At 72.0% G+C, this 16,803-nt stretch carries 17 protein-coding genes and 1 pseudogene; 10 read left to right on the forward strand and 8 right to left on the reverse strand.

Going from position 1 to position 16,803, the window contains the following annotated elements:
• Positions 1-14 precede the first annotated feature (14 nt).
• From pyk to MUY14_RS24120, 3 genes are all read right to left on the reverse strand, one after another.
• Positions 15-1,439, reverse strand: a complete 1,425-nt coding sequence (gene pyk / locus MUY14_RS24110; RefSeq protein WP_247012081.1) for a pyruvate kinase — start codon at positions 1,437-1,439, stop codon at positions 15-17.
• A 92-nt stretch (positions 1,440-1,531) separates the two neighbouring features.
• On the reverse strand, positions 1,532-2,197 hold the full coding sequence (locus tag MUY14_RS24115) for a DUF2461 domain-containing protein (protein ID WP_247012083.1): 666 nt from the start codon (positions 2,195-2,197) through the stop codon (positions 1,532-1,534).
• Between the two features lie 106 nt (positions 2,198-2,303).
• Positions 2,304-3,527, reverse strand: coding sequence for a glycoside hydrolase family 18 protein (locus MUY14_RS24120; RefSeq protein WP_247012086.1), 1,224 nt, complete (start codon positions 3,525-3,527; stop codon positions 2,304-2,306).
• Positions 3,528-3,692: 165 nt separating this feature from the next.
• On the opposite strand from MUY14_RS24120, the gene MUY14_RS24125 reads away from it, so the two are divergent.
• Entirely contained in the window at positions 3,693-4,004 is a 312-nt protein-coding gene (locus MUY14_RS24125) for a helix-turn-helix transcriptional regulator (RefSeq protein ID WP_247012088.1), read from the forward strand.
• Here the strand turns inward: MUY14_RS24125 and MUY14_RS24130 are convergent.
• Positions 4,001-4,339, reverse strand: coding sequence for a helix-turn-helix domain-containing protein (locus MUY14_RS24130; protein WP_247012090.1), 339 nt, complete (start codon positions 4,337-4,339; stop codon positions 4,001-4,003). The genes MUY14_RS24125 and MUY14_RS24130 overlap by 4 nt on opposite strands.
• A 68-nt stretch (positions 4,340-4,407) precedes the next feature.
• Between MUY14_RS24130 and MUY14_RS24135 the strand changes: the two genes are divergently transcribed.
• The 4 genes and pseudogenes from MUY14_RS24135 to MUY14_RS24150 all read left to right on the forward strand — a co-directional run bounded on the left by MUY14_RS24135 (position 4,408) and on the right by MUY14_RS24150 (position 7,885).
• Positions 4,408-5,046, forward strand: coding sequence for a group II truncated hemoglobin (locus tag MUY14_RS24135; protein ID WP_247012093.1), 639 nt, complete (start codon positions 4,408-4,410; stop codon positions 5,044-5,046).
• 34 nt (positions 5,047-5,080) lie between these two features.
• Positions 5,081-6,517, forward strand: a complete 1,437-nt coding sequence (locus MUY14_RS24140) for an aromatic amino acid ammonia-lyase (protein ID WP_247012095.1) — start codon at positions 5,081-5,083, stop codon at positions 6,515-6,517.
• 110 nt (positions 6,518-6,627) lie between these two features.
• Positions 6,628-7,035, forward strand: a pseudogene (locus tag MUY14_RS24145) (RNA polymerase sigma factor); the annotation flags it as partial.
• A 55-nt stretch (positions 7,036-7,090) separates the two neighbouring features.
• Positions 7,091-7,885 (forward strand): CU044_5270 family protein, encoded by a 795-nt coding sequence (locus tag MUY14_RS24150; protein ID WP_247025220.1) that lies wholly within the window; start codon positions 7,091-7,093, stop codon positions 7,883-7,885.
• 49 nt (positions 7,886-7,934) lie between these two features.
• Here the strand turns inward: MUY14_RS24150 and MUY14_RS24155 are convergent, their stop codons facing one another.
• The gene (locus MUY14_RS24155) at positions 7,935-8,960 is read right to left on the reverse strand and encodes a 6-phosphofructokinase (RefSeq protein WP_247012097.1); all 1,026 of its coding nucleotides are present in this window, start codon (positions 8,958-8,960) and stop codon (positions 7,935-7,937) included.
• Positions 8,961-9,241: 281 nt separating this feature from the next.
• On the opposite strand from MUY14_RS24155, the gene MUY14_RS24160 reads away from it, so the two are divergent.
• On the forward strand, positions 9,242-10,324 hold the full coding sequence (locus tag MUY14_RS24160; RefSeq protein WP_247012099.1) for a 3-deoxy-7-phosphoheptulonate synthase: 1,083 nt from the start codon (positions 9,242-9,244) through the stop codon (positions 10,322-10,324).
• A 948-nt stretch (positions 10,325-11,272) separates the two neighbouring features.
• Here MUY14_RS24160 and MUY14_RS24165 read toward each other — a convergent pair.
• Both MUY14_RS24165 and MUY14_RS24170 read right to left on the reverse strand, forming a co-directional pair.
• Complete coding sequence (locus MUY14_RS24165; RefSeq protein ID WP_086856855.1) at positions 11,273-11,761, reverse strand: polyadenylate-specific 3'-exoribonuclease AS; 489 nt, start codon at positions 11,759-11,761, stop codon at positions 11,273-11,275.
• Between the two features lie 17 nt (positions 11,762-11,778).
• Positions 11,779-12,540, reverse strand: a complete 762-nt coding sequence (locus MUY14_RS24170) for a 1-acyl-sn-glycerol-3-phosphate acyltransferase (RefSeq protein WP_247012101.1) — start codon at positions 12,538-12,540, stop codon at positions 11,779-11,781.
• 209 nt (positions 12,541-12,749) lie between these two features.
• On the opposite strand from MUY14_RS24170, the gene MUY14_RS24175 reads away from it, so the two are divergent.
• Genes MUY14_RS24175 through MUY14_RS24185 form a run of 3 tightly spaced genes read left to right on the forward strand, consistent with a single transcriptional unit; the run spans position 12,750 to position 15,204 of the window.
• Positions 12,750-13,517 carry a carboxylesterase gene (locus tag MUY14_RS24175; RefSeq protein ID WP_247012103.1) on the forward strand — a complete coding sequence of 256 codons (768 nt, stop codon included), beginning with the start codon at positions 12,750-12,752 and terminating at the stop codon, positions 13,515-13,517.
• A complete protein-coding gene (locus tag MUY14_RS24180; RefSeq protein WP_247012105.1) occupies positions 13,514-14,038 on the forward strand; it encodes a hypothetical protein in 525 nt (174 codons plus the stop codon). Before MUY14_RS24175 ends, MUY14_RS24180 begins: the two co-directional genes overlap by 4 nt.
• Positions 14,039-14,049: 11 nt before the next feature.
• On the forward strand, positions 14,050-15,204 hold the full coding sequence (locus MUY14_RS24185; RefSeq protein ID WP_247012107.1) for a glutamate--cysteine ligase: 1,155 nt from the start codon (positions 14,050-14,052) through the stop codon (positions 15,202-15,204).
• Here the strand turns inward: MUY14_RS24185 and MUY14_RS24190 are convergent.
• Positions 15,186-16,031, reverse strand: a complete 846-nt coding sequence (locus tag MUY14_RS24190) for an NUDIX domain-containing protein (protein WP_247012109.1) — start codon at positions 16,029-16,031, stop codon at positions 15,186-15,188. The genes MUY14_RS24185 and MUY14_RS24190 overlap by 19 nt on opposite strands.
• Positions 16,032-16,057: 26 nt before the next feature.
• Between MUY14_RS24190 and MUY14_RS24195 the strand changes: the two genes are divergently transcribed.
• A complete protein-coding gene (locus tag MUY14_RS24195) occupies positions 16,058-16,534 on the forward strand; it encodes an SMI1/KNR4 family protein (protein ID WP_247012111.1) in 477 nt (158 codons plus the stop codon).
• The last annotated feature ends 269 nt before the right edge of the window (positions 16,535-16,803 follow it).

Below are 16,803 nucleotides of genomic sequence, written 5' to 3' on the forward strand. Positions count from 1 at the left end.
GGGCAGGACGTCCCTTATGCGTGGTCGTCTTCACCGAGGCGGTGCACGTGGATGAGGTTCGTCGAGCCCACGGTGCCCGGGGGCGAACCGGCCACGATGACGACCAGGTCGCCCTTCTGGTACTTGCCCATCTCGAGCATGGCGTGGTCGACCTGCTGGATCATCTGGTCGGTCGAGTCCACCCGCGGCACGATGTGGGTGTTGGTGCCCCACGTCATCGACAGCTGGCTGCGGACGCAGTCCTCCGGCGTGAAGGCCAGCAGCGGCAGCCGGGTGTGCAGCCGGGCCAGGCGGCGCACGGTGTCGCCGGACTGCGTGAAGGCGACCAGCGCCTTCGCGTTGAGCCGCTCGCCGATGTCGCGGGCGGCGTAGGAGATCACGCCGCGCTTGGTGCGCGGGACGTGGGTCAGCGGCGGCACGATCGGCGAGTCGGTCTCGACCGCCTCGACGATCCGGGCCATGGTCTGCACGGTCTCGATCGGGTACCGGCCGACGCTGGTCTCGCCGGACAGCATCACCGCGTCGGTGCCGTCGAGCACCGCGTTCGCGACGTCGGAGGCCTCGGCGCGGGTCGGCCGGGAGTTGTTGATCATCGACTCGAGCATCTGCGTCGCGACGATGACCGGCTTCGCGTTCTCGCGGCAGATCTGGATGGCGCGCTTCTGCACCAGCGGGACCTGCTCCAGCGGCAGCTCGACGCCGAGGTCGCCGCGCGCGACCATCACCGCGTCGAAGGCCAGCACGATGGCTTCGAGGTTGTAGACGGCTTCGGGCTTCTCGATCTTGGCGACGACCGGCAGGCGCCCCTTGCCGACGCGGTCCATCACCTGGTGGACCAGGTCGATGTCGGCCGGCGAGCGGACGAAGGACAGGGCGACGAAGTCCACGCCCAGCTCGAGGGCGAACTCGAGGTCTTCGATGTCCTTCTCGGACAGCGCCGGCACGGAGACGTCCATGCCGGGCAGCGAGACGCCCTTGTTGTTGCTGACGGGACCGCCTTCGGTCACCTCGCAGACCACGTCCTGGCCCTCGACGCCCTTGACCACCAGGCCGACCTTGCCGTCGTCGACGAGCAGGCGGTCACCGGGCTTGGCGTCCCGGGCGAGGCCCTTGTAGGTGGTCGAGACCCGGTCGTGGGTGCCGGCGACGTCTTCGACGGTGATCCGGACGATGTCGCCGTTGTGCCACTCGACCGGCCCGCCCGCGAACGTGCCGAGCCGGATCTTCGGGCCCTGCAGGTCGGCGAGGACACCGACCGCCCGGCCGCTCTCGGCGGCGGCGGTGCGGATGAGGTCGTAGACCTCCTTGTGGTCGCCGTGGCTGCCGTGGCTGAAGTTCATCCTGGCCACGTCCATGCCAGCGTCGACGAGGGCCCGCATCTTCTCCGGCGTAGCGGTGGCGGGGCCCATGGTACAAACGATCTTCGCGCGTCGGCTCACGTTCGCACAGCGTAGTCCCTCTTCGGGCGTTCGTCTGTACCGATCCCGAAAAGTTCAGAGAAACTGTTCAGAAACCCGCCCCGTCCAGCTGGTCAACGGCGGGGTTGCTCGCTGGGGCCGACCCGGTCACGGGCCCACTCGTTGAACTCGCGCACTTGGCGCCACGCCTTTTTCACCCGATCGAGCGCCCCTCGTTCGTGCAGGACGTCGTCGGGCTCCCAGCCGCGCACCGCGTAGACCGAGCGGTAGCGCAGCAGGTCGAGGCGGGGGTGCTCGGCGTCGAAGCCGCGGGGCTTGGACTTGAGCCGGTCGCCGCGGACCTCCCAGCCGGTGCGTTCGAGCTTCTTGAGGATCTTCCCGAGCGCTTCGCCGTGCAGCTCGGTGTCGACGGCCTTCCGGAACCGGGCGATCTGGTCGGTGGCCAGGTGGAAGCAGCCACCGCCGACGCGCAGGCCCTCGGGGCCGACCTCGACGTAGTAGGCGCCGCCGCCGCGGCCCTGCTCGATCACGCCGCCGCAGTGGGTCTTGTACGGCGTCTTGTCCTTGGCGAAGCGGACATCGCGGTACGGGCGGAACACCTTGGGCTCGCCGAAGCCGTCCGAGAACTCGGGCGCGAGCTCCGCCAGCAGCGCCTCCATCGGCGCGCGGATGTCGGACTTGTACGTCTCGACGTGGTCGTCCCAGTAGGGCTTCGAGTTGTCCTCGACGAGGCCGTCGAAGAAGTCGACGGCGTACTCGCCGAATCCGCTGAACTTCACGGGGAGGAACGATAAACGGGGACACCGACGGTTTCCGCGCCGGTGTCCCCGGGGTCGGAACCCGGTGCGGCCGGCGCACCGCGCGCGACCGGCCGCACCAGGAGCCCTACTTGGCGACGGCCGTGATCAGCTCGCCGTTGGCCGTGTCGCCCGACAGTTCCCAGAACATCGCGCCGCCGAGGCCCTGCGTCTTGGCGTAGGAGACCTTGCCGGCGATGGTCGACGGGGTGTCGTAGCTCCACCAGTTGCTGCCGCACTTGGCGTACGCGGTGCCGGCGACCGTGCCGGTCGACGGGCAGGACGTCTTGAGCACCTTGTAGTCCTCGATGCCCTGCTCGTACTTGCCGGGCGCCGGGCCGGTCGCGGTGCCGCCCGGTGCGCTCTGCGTGACACCGGTCCAGCCGCGGCCGTAGAAGCCGATGCCCAGCAGCAGCTTGCCCGACGGGACGCCCTTGCTCTTCAGCTTCTGGATCGCCGCGTCGGAGTAGAAGCCCTGCGTCGGGATGCCGCTGTAGCCGGTCAGCGGCGAGTGCGGGGCCGTCGGGCCCTGCGCGGCCCAGGCGCCGAAGTAGTCGTAGGTCATCACGTTGTACCAGTCGACGTACTGCGCGGCGCCGCCGTAGTCGGCCGCGTCGATCTTGCCGCCGCTGGTGCCGTCGGCGGTGATCGCCGAGGTGACGAGCTTCGAGCCGAACTTGGCCCGCAGCGCGCCCATCAGGTTCTTGTACGCCGCCGCGCCGCTGGTGTCGCAGCTCAGGCCGCAGGAGTTGGGGTACTCCCAGTCGATGTCGATGCCGTCGAAGACCCCCGCCCAGCGCGGGTCGTTGACGAGGTTGTAGCAGGAGTTCGCGAACGCCGTCGGGTTCTGCGCCGCCTGCCCGAAGCCGCCGGACCAGGTCCAGCCGCCGAACGACCAGAGCACCTTCAGCCCGGGGTGCTTGGCCTTGAGCTTCTTGAGCTGGTTGAAGCTGCCGGCGAGGGGCTGGTCCCAGGTGTCGGCGACGCCGTCCACGCTGCCCGCGGCGTCGTAGGTCTTCTGGTAGTCGGCGTAGGCGTCGCCGATCGCGCAGCCGCCGTTCGTCACGTTGCCGAACGCGTAGTTGATGTGCGTCAGCTTGCTCGCCGAACCCGACGTCTCGATGTTCTTGACGTGGTAGTTGCGGTCGTAGACACCCCATTCGGTGAAGTAGCCGACCACCTTGCCGACGGAGGCTTGCGCGGTCTCGGTGGCGGCGGTGGCGGCCGGGGCGGTCGCGGCCCCCGCGACCAGGCCCGCGGCGGCCGCCACGGTCAGCAGCGCCGAGAAGCTCTTCCTGCGGAAACGGGACATGCGTTCTCCCTCCGGAGAATTACTCACGGCGACGGTGCCGGAGTGGTGGGGACCACACCACCGTAAATGGACTAGACCACTAGGTCAATGGTTCAGACCAAGCAGCCCGGTGGTCGGTCCGTGCATGCCTTGACAGGAATATGCCCGCCGGAGCACATTCCGGGGGTGATGCAGACCTTCGAGGTGCTGGCCGAGCCCCGCCGCCGCACGATCCTGGACCTCCTGCGCGACGGGGAGCGCTCGGTCGGCGAGCTGGTCGACGAACTGGCGCTCAGCCAGCCCGCGGTGTCGAAGCACCTGCGGGTGCTGCGGGAAGCCGGCCTGGTGACGGTGCGCGTGGCGGCCCAGCGCCGGTGCTACGCGCTGCGGCCCGAGCCCCTGGCGGAAGTCGACGCGTGGCTGGCGCCCTACCGGCGGTTCTGGGGCGAGCGCCTCGACGCGCTGGAGCGGCGCCTGGACTCGACCGACCCGCGCTAACCGGCGGGCGGCTCGAACGTGATGCCGCGCTCGGCCGCGCGGCGCTCACCCCACTCGTACAACGCCGTCAGCGCGGGCCGCAGTTCCTCTCCCACCGCCGTCAGGTGGTACTCGACGCGCGGGACCCGGTCGTCGAACTCCACGCGGCGCACCAGCCCGTCCGCCGCCAGCTCGCGCAGCTGCTGGGTAAGCATCTTCTCGCTCACCCCGGGCACCCGGCGCCGCAGTTCGCCGTAGCGGTGGGCGCCTTCCTTCAGGTGCGCCAGGATCACCGGCTTCCACTTGCCGCCGATCAGGTCGACCGCCAGCTCCGTCGCGCAGTGGTACCGCTTCATGACGCTCTCCCTACGCACCGGAAATTACGTGCTTGCCCCCGCCACCCCGCCGCTGGTTGCCTGGCCGGGTGATCGTCGAATACCTCCGCTACACCGTGCCAGAAGCCGCGCGGGCCGACTTCGAGAAGGCCGCGGCCGGGCACCACGTCGAGCGCGCGCCCGGCCGGTACCTGGTGCGCGCCCCGTCGCCGTTCGGCGGCATCGAAGGCTTCACGCCCGAAGGCGAGCCCGAACGCTACGAAACCACCACCCCTTCCCTCTACGACTGGGCGGGCGGCCGCGAAGCCCTCGTGCGCCTGCTGACGATCTTCTACGGCCACGTCCTCGAAGACCCGCTGCTCGAACCGGTCTTCCGCACCATGGACCCGCACCACGCCGAGCACGTCGCCGACTGGCTCGGCGAAGTCTTCGGCGGGCCGCCCGCCTACACCGGAAGCCACGGCGGGCACGCCCACATGATCGGCCGCCACCTCGGCCGCGCCATCACCGAACCGCAGCGCCGCCGGTGGGTGTCGCTGCTGCTCGATGCCGCCGACGAAGCCCAGCTCCCGGACGACCCCGAGTTCCGCGCGGCCTTCGCCGGCTACGTCGAGTGGGGCAGCAGGCTGGCCGTCGTCTTCTCCGCCCCCGGCGCCCGGCCCAACCCGCACGAACCGGTCCCGCACTGGGACTGGCCGAGGCCACCCTGGCCGACGGACGGCGCCTAGCCGCATAGTGAGGGCAGTCGGAAGGAGGCTGCCCTTGATCCGGGTGGACGGCCGGACCCTCCGGTGCGCGGACGTCGTCACGGCGGCGCGCACCGAGGGCCCGCTGGGCATCGACGTCTCGATCGCCGCGCAGCGCGCGGCCGAGCACGCGTGGAAGCTCGCAGAAGACCTCAGCACGCGCCGCGTGGTCTACGGCCGGACCACCGGTGTCGGGGCCAACAAGGACGACGCCGTCGAGAGCTCGACGGAGCACGGCCTTCGCCTGCTGCGCAGCCACGCGGGCGGCAGCGGCGACGTGCTGCCGCCCGGGCACGTCCGCGGGATGATGCTGATCCGGCTGAACCAGCTGCTCTCCGGGCGGTCCGGGATCAGCCCCGAACTGATCGGCGCGCTCGCCGAAGCCGTCCGCACCGGCGCGCTGCCGCTGGTGCACCGCCTCGGCGCGATCGGCACCGGCGACCTCGCACCCCTGGCGGAGACGGCGCTGGCACTCACCGGCCAACGGCCCTGGGTCACCGGGCACGTGCCGCCGGTCCCGGTGCACGCCGGCGACGCACTGGCGTTCATGAGCAGCAACGCCGCGACACTCGCCGAAGCGACGTTGGCCGCGATGCGGCTGGACACGCTGACCCGCGCGAGCCACGCGGTCGCGGCGCTGACGTACGTCGCGCTCGACGGCAACCCCGAGGCGTACGCCACCCCGGTGCACGAAGCGCGGCCGCACGCGGGGCAGGTCGCGTGCGCCGCGGAGATGCGGCGGCTGCTCGGCATGCACCAGACGCCGAAGCCGGGACGCCGCATCCAGGACCCCTTCGGGCTGCGGGCGTTCCCGCAGGTGCAGGGCCCGGCGCTGGACGCGATCCACTACCTGCGGGACGTCCTCGCCGTCGAGATCAACGCGAGCACCGAGAACCCGATGATCTCGACGGTGCACGGCGACGCCTACCACCACGCGCACTTCCACACGGCGTACGTCTCCACGGCGCTGGACCAGGCCCGCGCGACCGTGCACCAGGTGGCGGAGCTGTCGGTGGCGCGGCTGGGCGACCTGGTCGAGCCGGAGTTCACCGGCCTGCGGCCGTTCCTCGCGGCGGGCCCGGCGGCCAGCTCCGGCGTGATGATCCTCGAGTACGTGGCCCACGACGCGCTGACCGAGCTGCGGCAGGCGGCGCTCCCGGCCACGCTCGGCACGGCCGTGGTGTCCCGCGGCATCGAGGACCACGCGAGCTTCTCGACGCAGGCGGCCCGCGCGGCGACGGCGGCGTGCGCGGCCTACCAGCAGGTACTCGGCTGCGAGCTGGTGGCCGCGGTCCGTGCCCTGCGGATGCGCGACGCGGACCTGGTCGACCTGCCGGTGCGCGACGCGTTCGAGCTGGCGTCGGAGGTCCTGGACCCCAGCACCGACGACCGCCCCCTCACCGACGACATCGCCGCCGCGGTGGGCGTGCTGGACCGGCTGGCCCGGATCTAGCGTGAACCCGAACCGCCCGAGCCGCCGATAACGGGAGCAGGTGACGGACGACAGGCGGGCGGTTCACGAGTTCACCAGGCGCGGCCGACGCGGGGGTCATCGCGGCGTCGCTGCGGCACCCCGAGCGGTTCGCCGCGGTCTTCGACCGCCACGCCGCGCACATCCACCGGTACCTGGCCCGGCGGCTCGGCGGCCAGCTCGCCGACGACGTCATGGGCGAGACGTTCCTGATCGCCTTCACCGGCCGCGGCCGCTACGCCCCGGCTTTCCCGGACGCGCGGCCGTGGCTCTACGGCATCGCCACCAACCTGGTCGGCCAGCGCCGTCGTGAGGAGGCGCGCGAGTACCGGCTGCGCGCCGCGCTCGGGGTCTCCCGCTGCCCAGGAGGGGCATGCGGACCGGGTGGCCGCGCGGGTGAGCCGCAGCTGATCGCCTGGGAAGGCCTGGCCTACGACGAGGTCGCGGCGGCGCTGGGCATCCCCGTCGGCACCGTCCGGTCGCGCCTGAACCGGGCCCGCAAGAAGGTCCGCGCGGAACTCGCGCCCGCCGAGGAGGTTTCGACCCGTGGATGGGATGCAGCTGCTGCGCGACTTCGCCGGACCGGCGCAGCTCCCGGCGCACGACGACCTGGACCGGCAGCGAACCGAGCTGCTCGCCGCCACGACCGCGCGCCGACCGGCTCGGCGCTGGGTGTGGGCCCCGGTCACCGCGGCCGGGCTCACCGCGGCCGCCACCGCCGTCTTCGCGCTCACGCCGGCGGCGGCGCGCGCCCAGCCGGATGTCGAGCCGCGGCCGGACCAGTTCCTCTACACCAGGACGCGGCTCGCGGACGGCCGGGAGAACGAGTTCTGGGCGTCGGCGGACGGCACCCACGACGGGCTCCAGATCCTCTTCGGCCACGAAGCGGAAATCGCGGGCTGCCACGACGGGAAGCGCGTGCAGAAGGAAGGCCGCGGGCGCACGGTGACCAGCCGGTGCGAGCCGCGGCCGGCCACCCACCCGGACCTGCCGACGGACGCCGACGCCGTGCTCGCCTACCTGCACAAGAGCACGTACGGCGAGGGCGACACCCTGCACGACCTCGGCAACGAGGTCGCCGGCCTGGCCGGCGGCCACCTGCGGCCGGCGGCGCGGGCCGCGCTCTACGAGGCGGTGGCGAAGGTGCCCGGGCTGGTCGGCCGCCCCGACGCGAGGGATGCCGCGGGCCGCCCGGTCCTCGGGATCACCTGGAACAGCACGACCGAGCACGGGATCGGCAACCAGGACGAGTTCCTGTTCGACCCGGTGACCTTCGCCTATCTCGGCGACGGGACGACCGGCACCGTCGTGAGCCAGGGCATCGCCGACGCCGTGCGGCAGCGCCCCTGAACGCGCGAAGGGCCGCCCCGGACTCCCGGAGCGGCCCTTCGCGGGAAACTCAGCCGAAGAAGACTTCGGCTTCCTGGTAGCGCTCGGCCGGGACGGTCTTCAGCTCGGCCGTCGCCTCGGACAGCTTCACGCGGACGATGTCCGTGCCCTTCAGCGCCACCATCACGCCGAAGTCGCCGTCGGCCACCGCGTCCACCGCGTGGAGGCCGAAGCGGGTCGCGAGGACGCGGTCGTACGCCGTCGGGGTGCCGCCGCGCTGGACGTGGCCCAGGACCACCGCGCGGGACTCCTTGCCGGTGCGGTGGGCGATCTCGTCGGCCAGCCAGGTGCCGATGCCGCCGAGGCGGACGTGCCCGAAGGCGTCCTTCTCGCCGGTCAGCAGCCGCTCCTCGCCGCCCTCGGGCAGCGCGCCCTCGGCGACGACGATGATCGGCGCGTACTCCTTCTCGAAGCGGCTCTCGACGTAGGAGACGACCTGGTCGACGTTGAAGTGCCGCTCCGGCACCAGGATGACGCTCGCGCCGCCGGCGAGGCCGGAGTGCAGCGCGATCCAGCCGGCGTGGCGGCCCATGACCTCGACGACGAGGGCGCGGTGGTGCGACTCGGCGGTGGTGTGCAGCCGGTCGATCGCTTCGGTCGCGATGGAGACCGCGGTGTCGAAGCCGAAGGTGTAGTCGGTGGCGCCCAGGTCGTTGTCGATGGTCTTGGGCACGCCCACGACGCCGACGCCGTCGTCGGTCAGCCGCTTCGCGACACCGAGGGTGTCTTCGCCGCCGATCGCGATCAGCGCGTCGACGCCCTGGTCGGCCAGGACCTTCTTGATCTTGTCGACGCCGCCCTCGACCTTGTACGGGTTGGTGCGCGAGGACCGCAGGATGGTGCCGCCGCGGGTCAGGATGTCCTCGACGTCGTTGAGGCCGAGCGGACGGCTGTCCCCGGTGAGCGGGCCGTTCCAGCCGTTGCGGAAGCCCACGAAGTCCCAGCCGTGCACCTCGATGCCCTTACGCACCACACCGCGGATGACCGCGTTGAGCCCCGGGCAGTCGCCGCCGCCGGTCAGCACACCGACACGCATGAGAAGCCTCCGTCTGTTCTCTGGAGATGACAGTCACAGTTCGTCGTCCGCCAGCGTAGCGGCTCGCGTCTTGATCGGTGCAGGCCGTACCACCTGCCGAATCGGTCCGACTCCCGCCTGTGCTACCTTGGCGCCGTGCAGCGCTATTTCTGGTTTACGAAGCCGGCCCCGGGTGGGCACGGCGGCGTGAACCTGCGCTGACCACCACCCCGAGCCGGATCTCCAACCGGCTCGGCGAGTCCCCCGCGGGTCGGTGTCCACCAGGAAGGAACACCCCCGCCATGACGCTCTCGGCCGGCCCCGCCACCATCGGTGACCTCGACGCCGCGCGCACCACGTCGATCAGTCCGCTCATTTCGCCCGCCTTGCTGCGCGAAGACCATCCGGTCGACGCCGCCGTGGCCAAGGTCGTGCGCCAAGGGCGCGCCGAGACGGTCGACATCCTCGAGGGCCGCGACGACCGGCTGCTCGTCATCGTCGGCCCGTGCTCGGTCCACGACCCCGCGGCGGCCCTCGACTACGCCCGCCGGCTGGCCGCGAAGGCCGAGGAACTGCGCGGCGAGCTGCACATCGTGATGCGCGTGTACTTCGAGAAGCCGCGCACGACGCTGGGCTGGAAGGGCCTGATCAACGACCCGGACCTGGACGGCACGTTCGCCGTCAACAAAGGCCTGCGGCTGGCGCGCAAGCTGCTGCTCGACGTGTCCGCGCTCGGCCTGCCGGTCGGCTGCGAGTTCCTCGACCCGATCACGCCGCAGTTCATCGCCGACATCGTGACGTGGGGCTCGATCGGCGCGCGCACGGCGGCCAGCCAGGTGCACCGCCAGCTGTGCAGCGCGCTGTCGATGCCGGTGGGCATCAAGAACTCGACCGAGGGCGACGTCCAGGTGGCGATCGACGCGACCCGCGCGGCGGCGGCGAGCCACGTGTTCCCGGGCATCAACACCGACGGCCTCGCGGCCCTGCTGACGACGTCGGGCAACCCGGACTGCCACGTGATCCTCCGCGGCCACAACACGGGCCCGAACTACGACGCGGCGACGGTGACGGAGACGCTGGCCCGGCTGGCGAAGTCGGGCCTGCCGGAGCGCGTGATCATCGACGCTTCGCACGGCAACAGCGGCAAGGACCACGTCCGCCAGGGCGCGGTGGTGAGCGAGCTGGCGGCGCGGATTTCATCCGGCGAGCGCGGGATCTCCGGACTGATGATGGAGAGCTTCCTGGCGGGCGGCCGGCAGGACCTTTCGCTGGGGCACGCGGAGCAGCTGACGTACGGCCAGTCGATCACGGACGCGTGCCTGGCGTGGGACGACACGGCCCCGCTGCTGGACGAGCTGGCCGAGGCCGTGCGCGCGCGCCGCTGAGAGGTCCCCGGCCTGGGGGTCCCCCGGTTTTGACGTTACCGGGGAGCACCGACAATTCCGGGCCCCGTGGAGGCTGGTGGCGCGAACGGTCCGTTCGCGCCACTCGGGGATGTCCGGGAGTGCCGGTGGGGTCGCGAATGACTCATTGGGGACGTGCGTGGTCTCCGATGAGTCATTCGCGGCGTTCGTGAGGCGACCGCGCGGCCGAAGTGAGCGGGCCGGATCGAGCGAGTTGAGCCGGATCAGGCGAGCCTGGGGCGGGCCGGGCGAGCCTGGGGGCGAACCGGAGCGGGACTCGACCGAGCGCGGCCGAAAGCGAGCGCGGTTACGGCAGCCGGGACCCGAGCGGGCCGGGGGGCGGGCCGGGCTGGCGGGCCGGGCTGGCGGGCCGGGCTGGCGGGCCGGGCTGGCGGGCCGGGCTGGCGGGCCGGGCTGGCGGGCGGCCGAACGGGCCCGACCGGGCGGGCTGGGCGGGCCGACCGGCGGGCGGCCGAACGGGCCGGACCAACCGGGCGGGCTGCGCTGGCGGGGCGGGCGGGTCGGACCAACGAGCCGAACCGAAGCAGGGCGAGCGAGCCGTAACGGACCGGCCGAGCAGAGCGAATGCGGGGCCAGAGCAAAGCGAGCCCGTGCCCCTGCCAGGCGGTAAGGGACCAGACCCGGCTCGGCTGGGCCGGACCAGGCCGACCAATCCGAAGCCCGAGGCGGGTGCACCCCCGGGTGAGCCGGACCGGGCAGGGCGAGCCAAGGCCGGGCGCGGGCGGGGGCGGGGGCGGGGGCGGGGGCGGGCAAGGCGAGCCGAAGCCGGGCGGGGCGGGCAGAGGAGCCGAGCCGAAGCCAGGCTGGGCCGGGCCGGGCCGAAGCAGGCAGGCAAACAGGCCAAGGCGAGGGACCCAGACCGAGGCAGGCCAAGGCGAGCAGGGGCGGATCAGGCAGGCCGGACCGGGGTCAGCGGCGCGGGAAGTACTCCTCGATGATCTCCCACCGGGCCAGGTTGTGCTTCGCGTCCGCCAACGCGTCGTGCTGGTCCGTCGGCGCCGCCGGGAGCTTGGGCTTTCCCGCGTCCTCCCAGCGCTGGCGCAGGTCCCTCGTGAACCTCGGCAGCTGGCGGGGCAACGCCGGCATCGGGCCCCACAGCTGGGCCAGCGCCACGTGGTCGTACGCCGCGAACCAGGCCCACAGCTCGATGCCGCCCGGGGGTTTGCCGAAGAACTCCAGCAGGTCGGTGCGGATCTTCTCGCGGCTTCGCCACGCGCGGTCGGCCGGGGACGGGAGCTTGTCCAGGACGTTGTCCCGGACCCACGGGCCCGCCTTCGCCGGGTCGAACTCCGTCGAGACCGCGTAGAACTCGCGGCCCCGCTCGTCGACGACACCGATGGAGACCAGGTCGATCGTCACGCCGTCTTCGATGAACTCGGTGTCGTAGAAAAAACGCACTGGTGAACAGTAGTGGGTCAGCCGACCTTGGAGTCCGGCACCCGGGCCGCGTCGCGGGGAGCGGGCTGCGCCGGCACCTTCGGCTTGACCCCGGCGGCCTCGGCGGCCAGCAGTTCCTTGGCCTTCGCCGCGTAGATGTCGACGTACTCCTGGCCGGACAGCTCCATCAGCGCGTACATGATCTCGTCGGTGATCGACCGCTCGATGAAGCGGTCGCCCGCGAGGCCCTCGTAGCGCGAAAAGTCCAGGGGCTTGCCGAAGCGGACCTCGAGGCGGCGGGGCCACCACATCTTGGAGCCGATGGGGTTGACCTTGTCGGTGCCGATCATCGCCACCGGGACGACCACGCCGCCGGACTCCAGCGCGATGCGGGCGACGCCGGTCTTGCCCTTGTAGAGGCGGCCGTCCGGGGAGCGGGTGCCCTCCGGGTAGATGCCGAGCAGGTGGCCGGCCTTGACCAGGCGGGTCGCCGTGTCGAGCGCGGCCTGGGCGGCGTTGCCGCCGGAGCGGTCGATCGGGAACTGGCCGACGCCGGTGAAGAACCACTTCTTGAGCAGGCCCTTGAAGCCGGGCTCGGTGAAGTACTCGGACTTGGCCGGGAAGGTCACCTTGCGCTTGACCCGCAGCGGCATGAAGAACGAGTCCGCGACCGCCAGGTGGTTGCCGGCGAGGATCGCGCCGCCGGTCTCGGGGATGTTCTCCGCGCCGACGACTTTGGTCGGCCACAGCGTCTTGAGCAGCGGTCCGATGAATACCCACTTCATGAGCCAGTACAGCACCGGTGCCTCAGTCCTCCATCGCAGCTCAGCCCCATTCACCCGCGCGGGACAGCCTACGAACCCGGGTGGCCGCCGCACAACGGAGACCACCCGGTTACCGGCGGGCAGCGATCGATCTCACAGCGAATTCCGGGCCCGGGCGGAGCCCCACAACGCCCGCGACCCGTGAGAGCATGGACGGATCCACCGCTCACACGGAAGGCGATCGCATGGGCGTGCTCGCCGGCGCGGAACCGTTCGGCCACACCGGTTCGGCCGACACCGGGTTCCTGCTCTGCCACGGGTTCACCGGTACCCCGGCGAGCATGCGGGCCTGGGGTGATCACCTGGCCGGCGCCGGGTTCACCGTGCGCTGCCCGCTCCTGCCCGGCCACGGCACCCGCTGGCCGGACCTCAACCGCACGACGTGGGAAGACTGGTACGGCACGGTCCGCGAAGCGCTCCTCGAGCTGCTCTCGACGTGCAAGACGGTCTTCGTCGGCGGTCTTTCGATGGGCGGCACGCTCACCCTGCGCCTCGCCGAGGAGTTCGGTGACCGGATCGCCGGGATCGTCCTGGTCAACCCGTCGGTGACGCGGCTGAAGTGGGACACGAAGCTGCTGCCGGTGCTGGGCAAGATCGTGCCGTCGGTGCCGGCGATCGCGAACGACATCAAGAAGCCGGGCGAGACGGAGCTGGCCTACCCGCGCACCCCGGTGCGCGCCGCCGCGAGCCTGGCGAAGCTGTGGGCCGTCGTGCGCGCGGACCTGGGCAAGGTCACGCAGCCGGTGCTGCTGCTGCACTCGTCGGTCGACCACGTCGTCGAGCCGGTGAACTCGCAGCTGGTGCTCGACGGCGTCTCGAGCACCGACGTCACCGAGGTCGTGCTGGAGAACAGCTACCACGTGGCGACGCAGGACAACGACGCCGAAGTGATCTTCACGCGTAGCGTCGAGTTCGCGAAGGCGCACGCCGCACAGCCTGAGGAGACCGCATGAGCCGGGGGAAGGACGGGCCGGAGGACGTCGACGCGACGTTCGCCGAGATCGTCGCCGACCTGCGTGCCGACGGGTTCGGGCTCCCCGAAAACGACACTGCCGACACGGCAGGCGCCGCGGAGACCCCGCAGACCGGCACGGCGACCGAGCAGCGGAAGGCGCCGGAGCGGCCCGCCGAGCCGCCGGCCGCGGACCCGGCCCCGCCCGAGGCGGGCTGGCGGTCCGGGGGCACGACGTGGGACACCACGATGTTCTCCGACGACCCCGCGGGCGACGACGAGCACTACGTCCCGCCGGAGCCGCCACCGCTGCCGCGGCCGAAGATGGGCGCGTTCCTCATCCTGCTGCTGTTCCTGGCCGGGCTGTTCCTGCTGATCCTGCCCGGCGCGATCGGTGTCGGCCCGACGGTGGCGACCCCGCTCGGCATCCTCGCGCTCGCGACGGCGCTCGCGCTCCTGCTGCTCCGCGTCCGGCAGGGACCGCCGCCCGGCGCCGATCCCAGCAACGGCGCCCAGGTCTGACGCGGACGGCGATGCGCATCGATTTCACCCCTTCGCGGCGATCGACCGTCGGCGCGGAATGGGAGCTCGGCCTGGTCGACCGCCGCAGCGGCGAGCTGTCCTCGGTGGCGGAGCGGATCCTCGACGCCGTCCGCCCGGACGGCGCCGCCGAGCACCCGAAGATCAAGCAGGAGCTGCTGCTCAACACCATCGAGATCATCACCGGCGTCTGCGAGACGATCGCCGAGGTGAAGGCCGACCTCAGCGAGTCGCTCGACGTCGTGCACGGCGTCGCCGACCCGCTCGGCGTCGAGATGTTCTCGGCCGGGACGCACCCGTTTTCGAACTGGTACCAGCAGAAGGTCACCGACAAGGAGCGCTACGCCAAGCTGATCGACCGGACCCAGTGGTGGGGCCGCCAGATGCTGATCTACGGCGTCCACGTGCACGTCGGGGTCGACCACCGCGAGAAGGTCCTGCCGATCCTGGACGGGCTGCTCAACTACGCGCCGCACCTGCAAGCGCTGTCGGCCTCCTCGCCGTACTGGGGCGCCGAGGACACCGGGTACGCGTCGAACCGCGCGCTGATGTTCCAGCAGCTGCCGACGGCCGGGCTGCCGTTCCAGTTCCGGAAGTGGGCGGAGCTGGAGAACTACGTCGAAGACATGTTCACGACCGGCGTGATCGACCACTTTTCGGAGATCCGCTGGGACATCCGGCCCGCCCCGCACCTGGGCACGATCGAGATGCGCGTCTGCGACGGGCTGCCGACGCTGGAGGAGGTCGGCGCGATCGCGGCGCTGACCCAGTGCCTGGTCGACGACTTCAGCGAGCGCCTCGACGACGGCGAGATCCTGCCGTCGCTGCCGCCGTGGCACGTCCAGGAGAACAAGTGGCGCGCGGCCCGCTACGGCACCGATGCGATCGTCATCCTCGACGCGGCCGGGCGCGAACGGCTCGTGACCGACGACATCGCCGACCTGCTGGACCGGCTGGAGCCGGTGGCGCGGCGCCTCGACTGCGTCGCCGAGCTGCGCGACGTCGAGACGATCCTGGAGTACGGGCCGAGCTACCGGCGGCAGCGGGCGGTCGCCCAGGCGCACAAGGGCAGCCTCAAGGCCGTCATGGCGTCGCTGGTCGCCGAGATGCGCGACGGCATCTCGAAGGGTCAGAGCCCGTCGAGCTGACCGCGCAGCGTGCCGGGCCCGAGGGTCGACGCGCCGAGGGCTTCGACCCGGCCGCGCAGCTCGCGGTCCGCCGTCGCGACCAGGATCCGGGCGCCGGGCTGCTTCGCGACGACCTCGACGATCTTCGAGTCGCCGTCGGTGTCCGCGGCGACGACCTCCACGCCGGGCACGCCCGTGACGTGCTTGGCCTTGCCTTCGACGACCAGGACGATCCGCGGCCACCACGTCACGGTGGCGTCGTCCGGGTCCGGGACGCCGGCCTCGGCCAGCTTCGCGAGCTGGTCGCGCAGGCGCTCGGCGGCGCCGTGCCGGTCGCGCCACCAGCCGTCCGGGCGCGAGCCGACGACGTTGGCGCCGTCGACGACGAGGACGAGTTCGCGCCCGACGCGGGCGGCCAGGTCCGGCCAGGCGGCCGCGAAGTCGCGGTGCAGGGGATAACCGGGGACGTCTTCGGGGTCCACCCAGCGCACCTCCGCGCTCTCGGTGTTGGCGACCCGCGCCTCGGCGCCTTCGGCGAGGGCGAGCACGGTGGTGTAGCTCCAGTCCCCGTGGTCGACCACGGAGGCGGAGACGGTCCGGAAGGCTTCGGCGGGCACGGAGGCCTCTTCGAAGGCTTCGCGGGCGGCCGCGGTGAGCGCGGTTTCGCCCGCCTCGATCGCCCCGCCGGGCAGCGCCCAGGTGCGGCCGTGGTGCACCCACCAGGCCCGCCGCTGCAGCAGGACGCCGCGGGCGGGATCGACGAGCAGGAGCCCGGCGGCGCCGTAGCGGCCCCAGTGCAGGTGCCCGCAGGAACACTTGACGAAGACGCTCGCGGACTGGTGACTCACTCGTCCAGCCTGTCACAATTCGCGGCGTGACCCGGTTCGACCAGCTCAAGCCCACCTTCTGGGACCGCGGTCCCGGCGAGCCGCTGAGCGCCCGCACCTTCGCCCACGCCGGCCGCGAGCTGGGCGTCCGCCTGCCGATCGAACTGGGCGAGCTGCTGGGCCTGCGCAACGGCGGCACGGTGGCCGGTGCGTTCGACGCGTTCCCGACGAGCGAGCCGACGTCGTACAGCGGGACGCACGTGCCGTTCGACCGGCTCCTCGGCGTGGGCGGGCGGCTGTCCATCCTGGACTCGCCGTACCTGTGCGCGGAGTGGGGCCTGCCTCGCCGGGTCGTGGTGCTGTCCGGCGACGGCCACACGTGGGTCGCGCTGGACTACCGCCGGTCTTCGGAGCCGTCGGTCGGGTGGTTCGACGTGGAGCTGGAGTCCGAGCTGGCGCTGGCGCCGACGTTCCGGGCGTTCGTGGAAGGGCTGGTGCCGTCGGGGAGCTTTCCGGAGGAGTGACGGCGCCGGCCGCCGATGACCGCGGCCGCCAGGACGCCCACCACCATCACGCCGATCAGCACGTACCCGAGCGCATCGCCGTGGACGAAGGGGGCGATCAGGAACTGCACCGTCAGCGCCGAGCCCAGGCTGGACATCAGCACCGCGCCTGCCTGGTACCAGCCGTTGCGCGGCTTCCACGCCAGGAAGCCACTGGTCACCAGCAGAACAACGCCGGCCAAGCCGACCCCCACGTCGAGCGCCATACCCGCTCCTCCCCTCGGTGACCC

This window comes from Amycolatopsis sp. FBCC-B4732, from assembly GCF_023008405.1.
GTDB classification, from domain to species: domain Bacteria; phylum Actinomycetota; class Actinomycetes; order Mycobacteriales; family Pseudonocardiaceae; genus Amycolatopsis; species Amycolatopsis pretoriensis_A.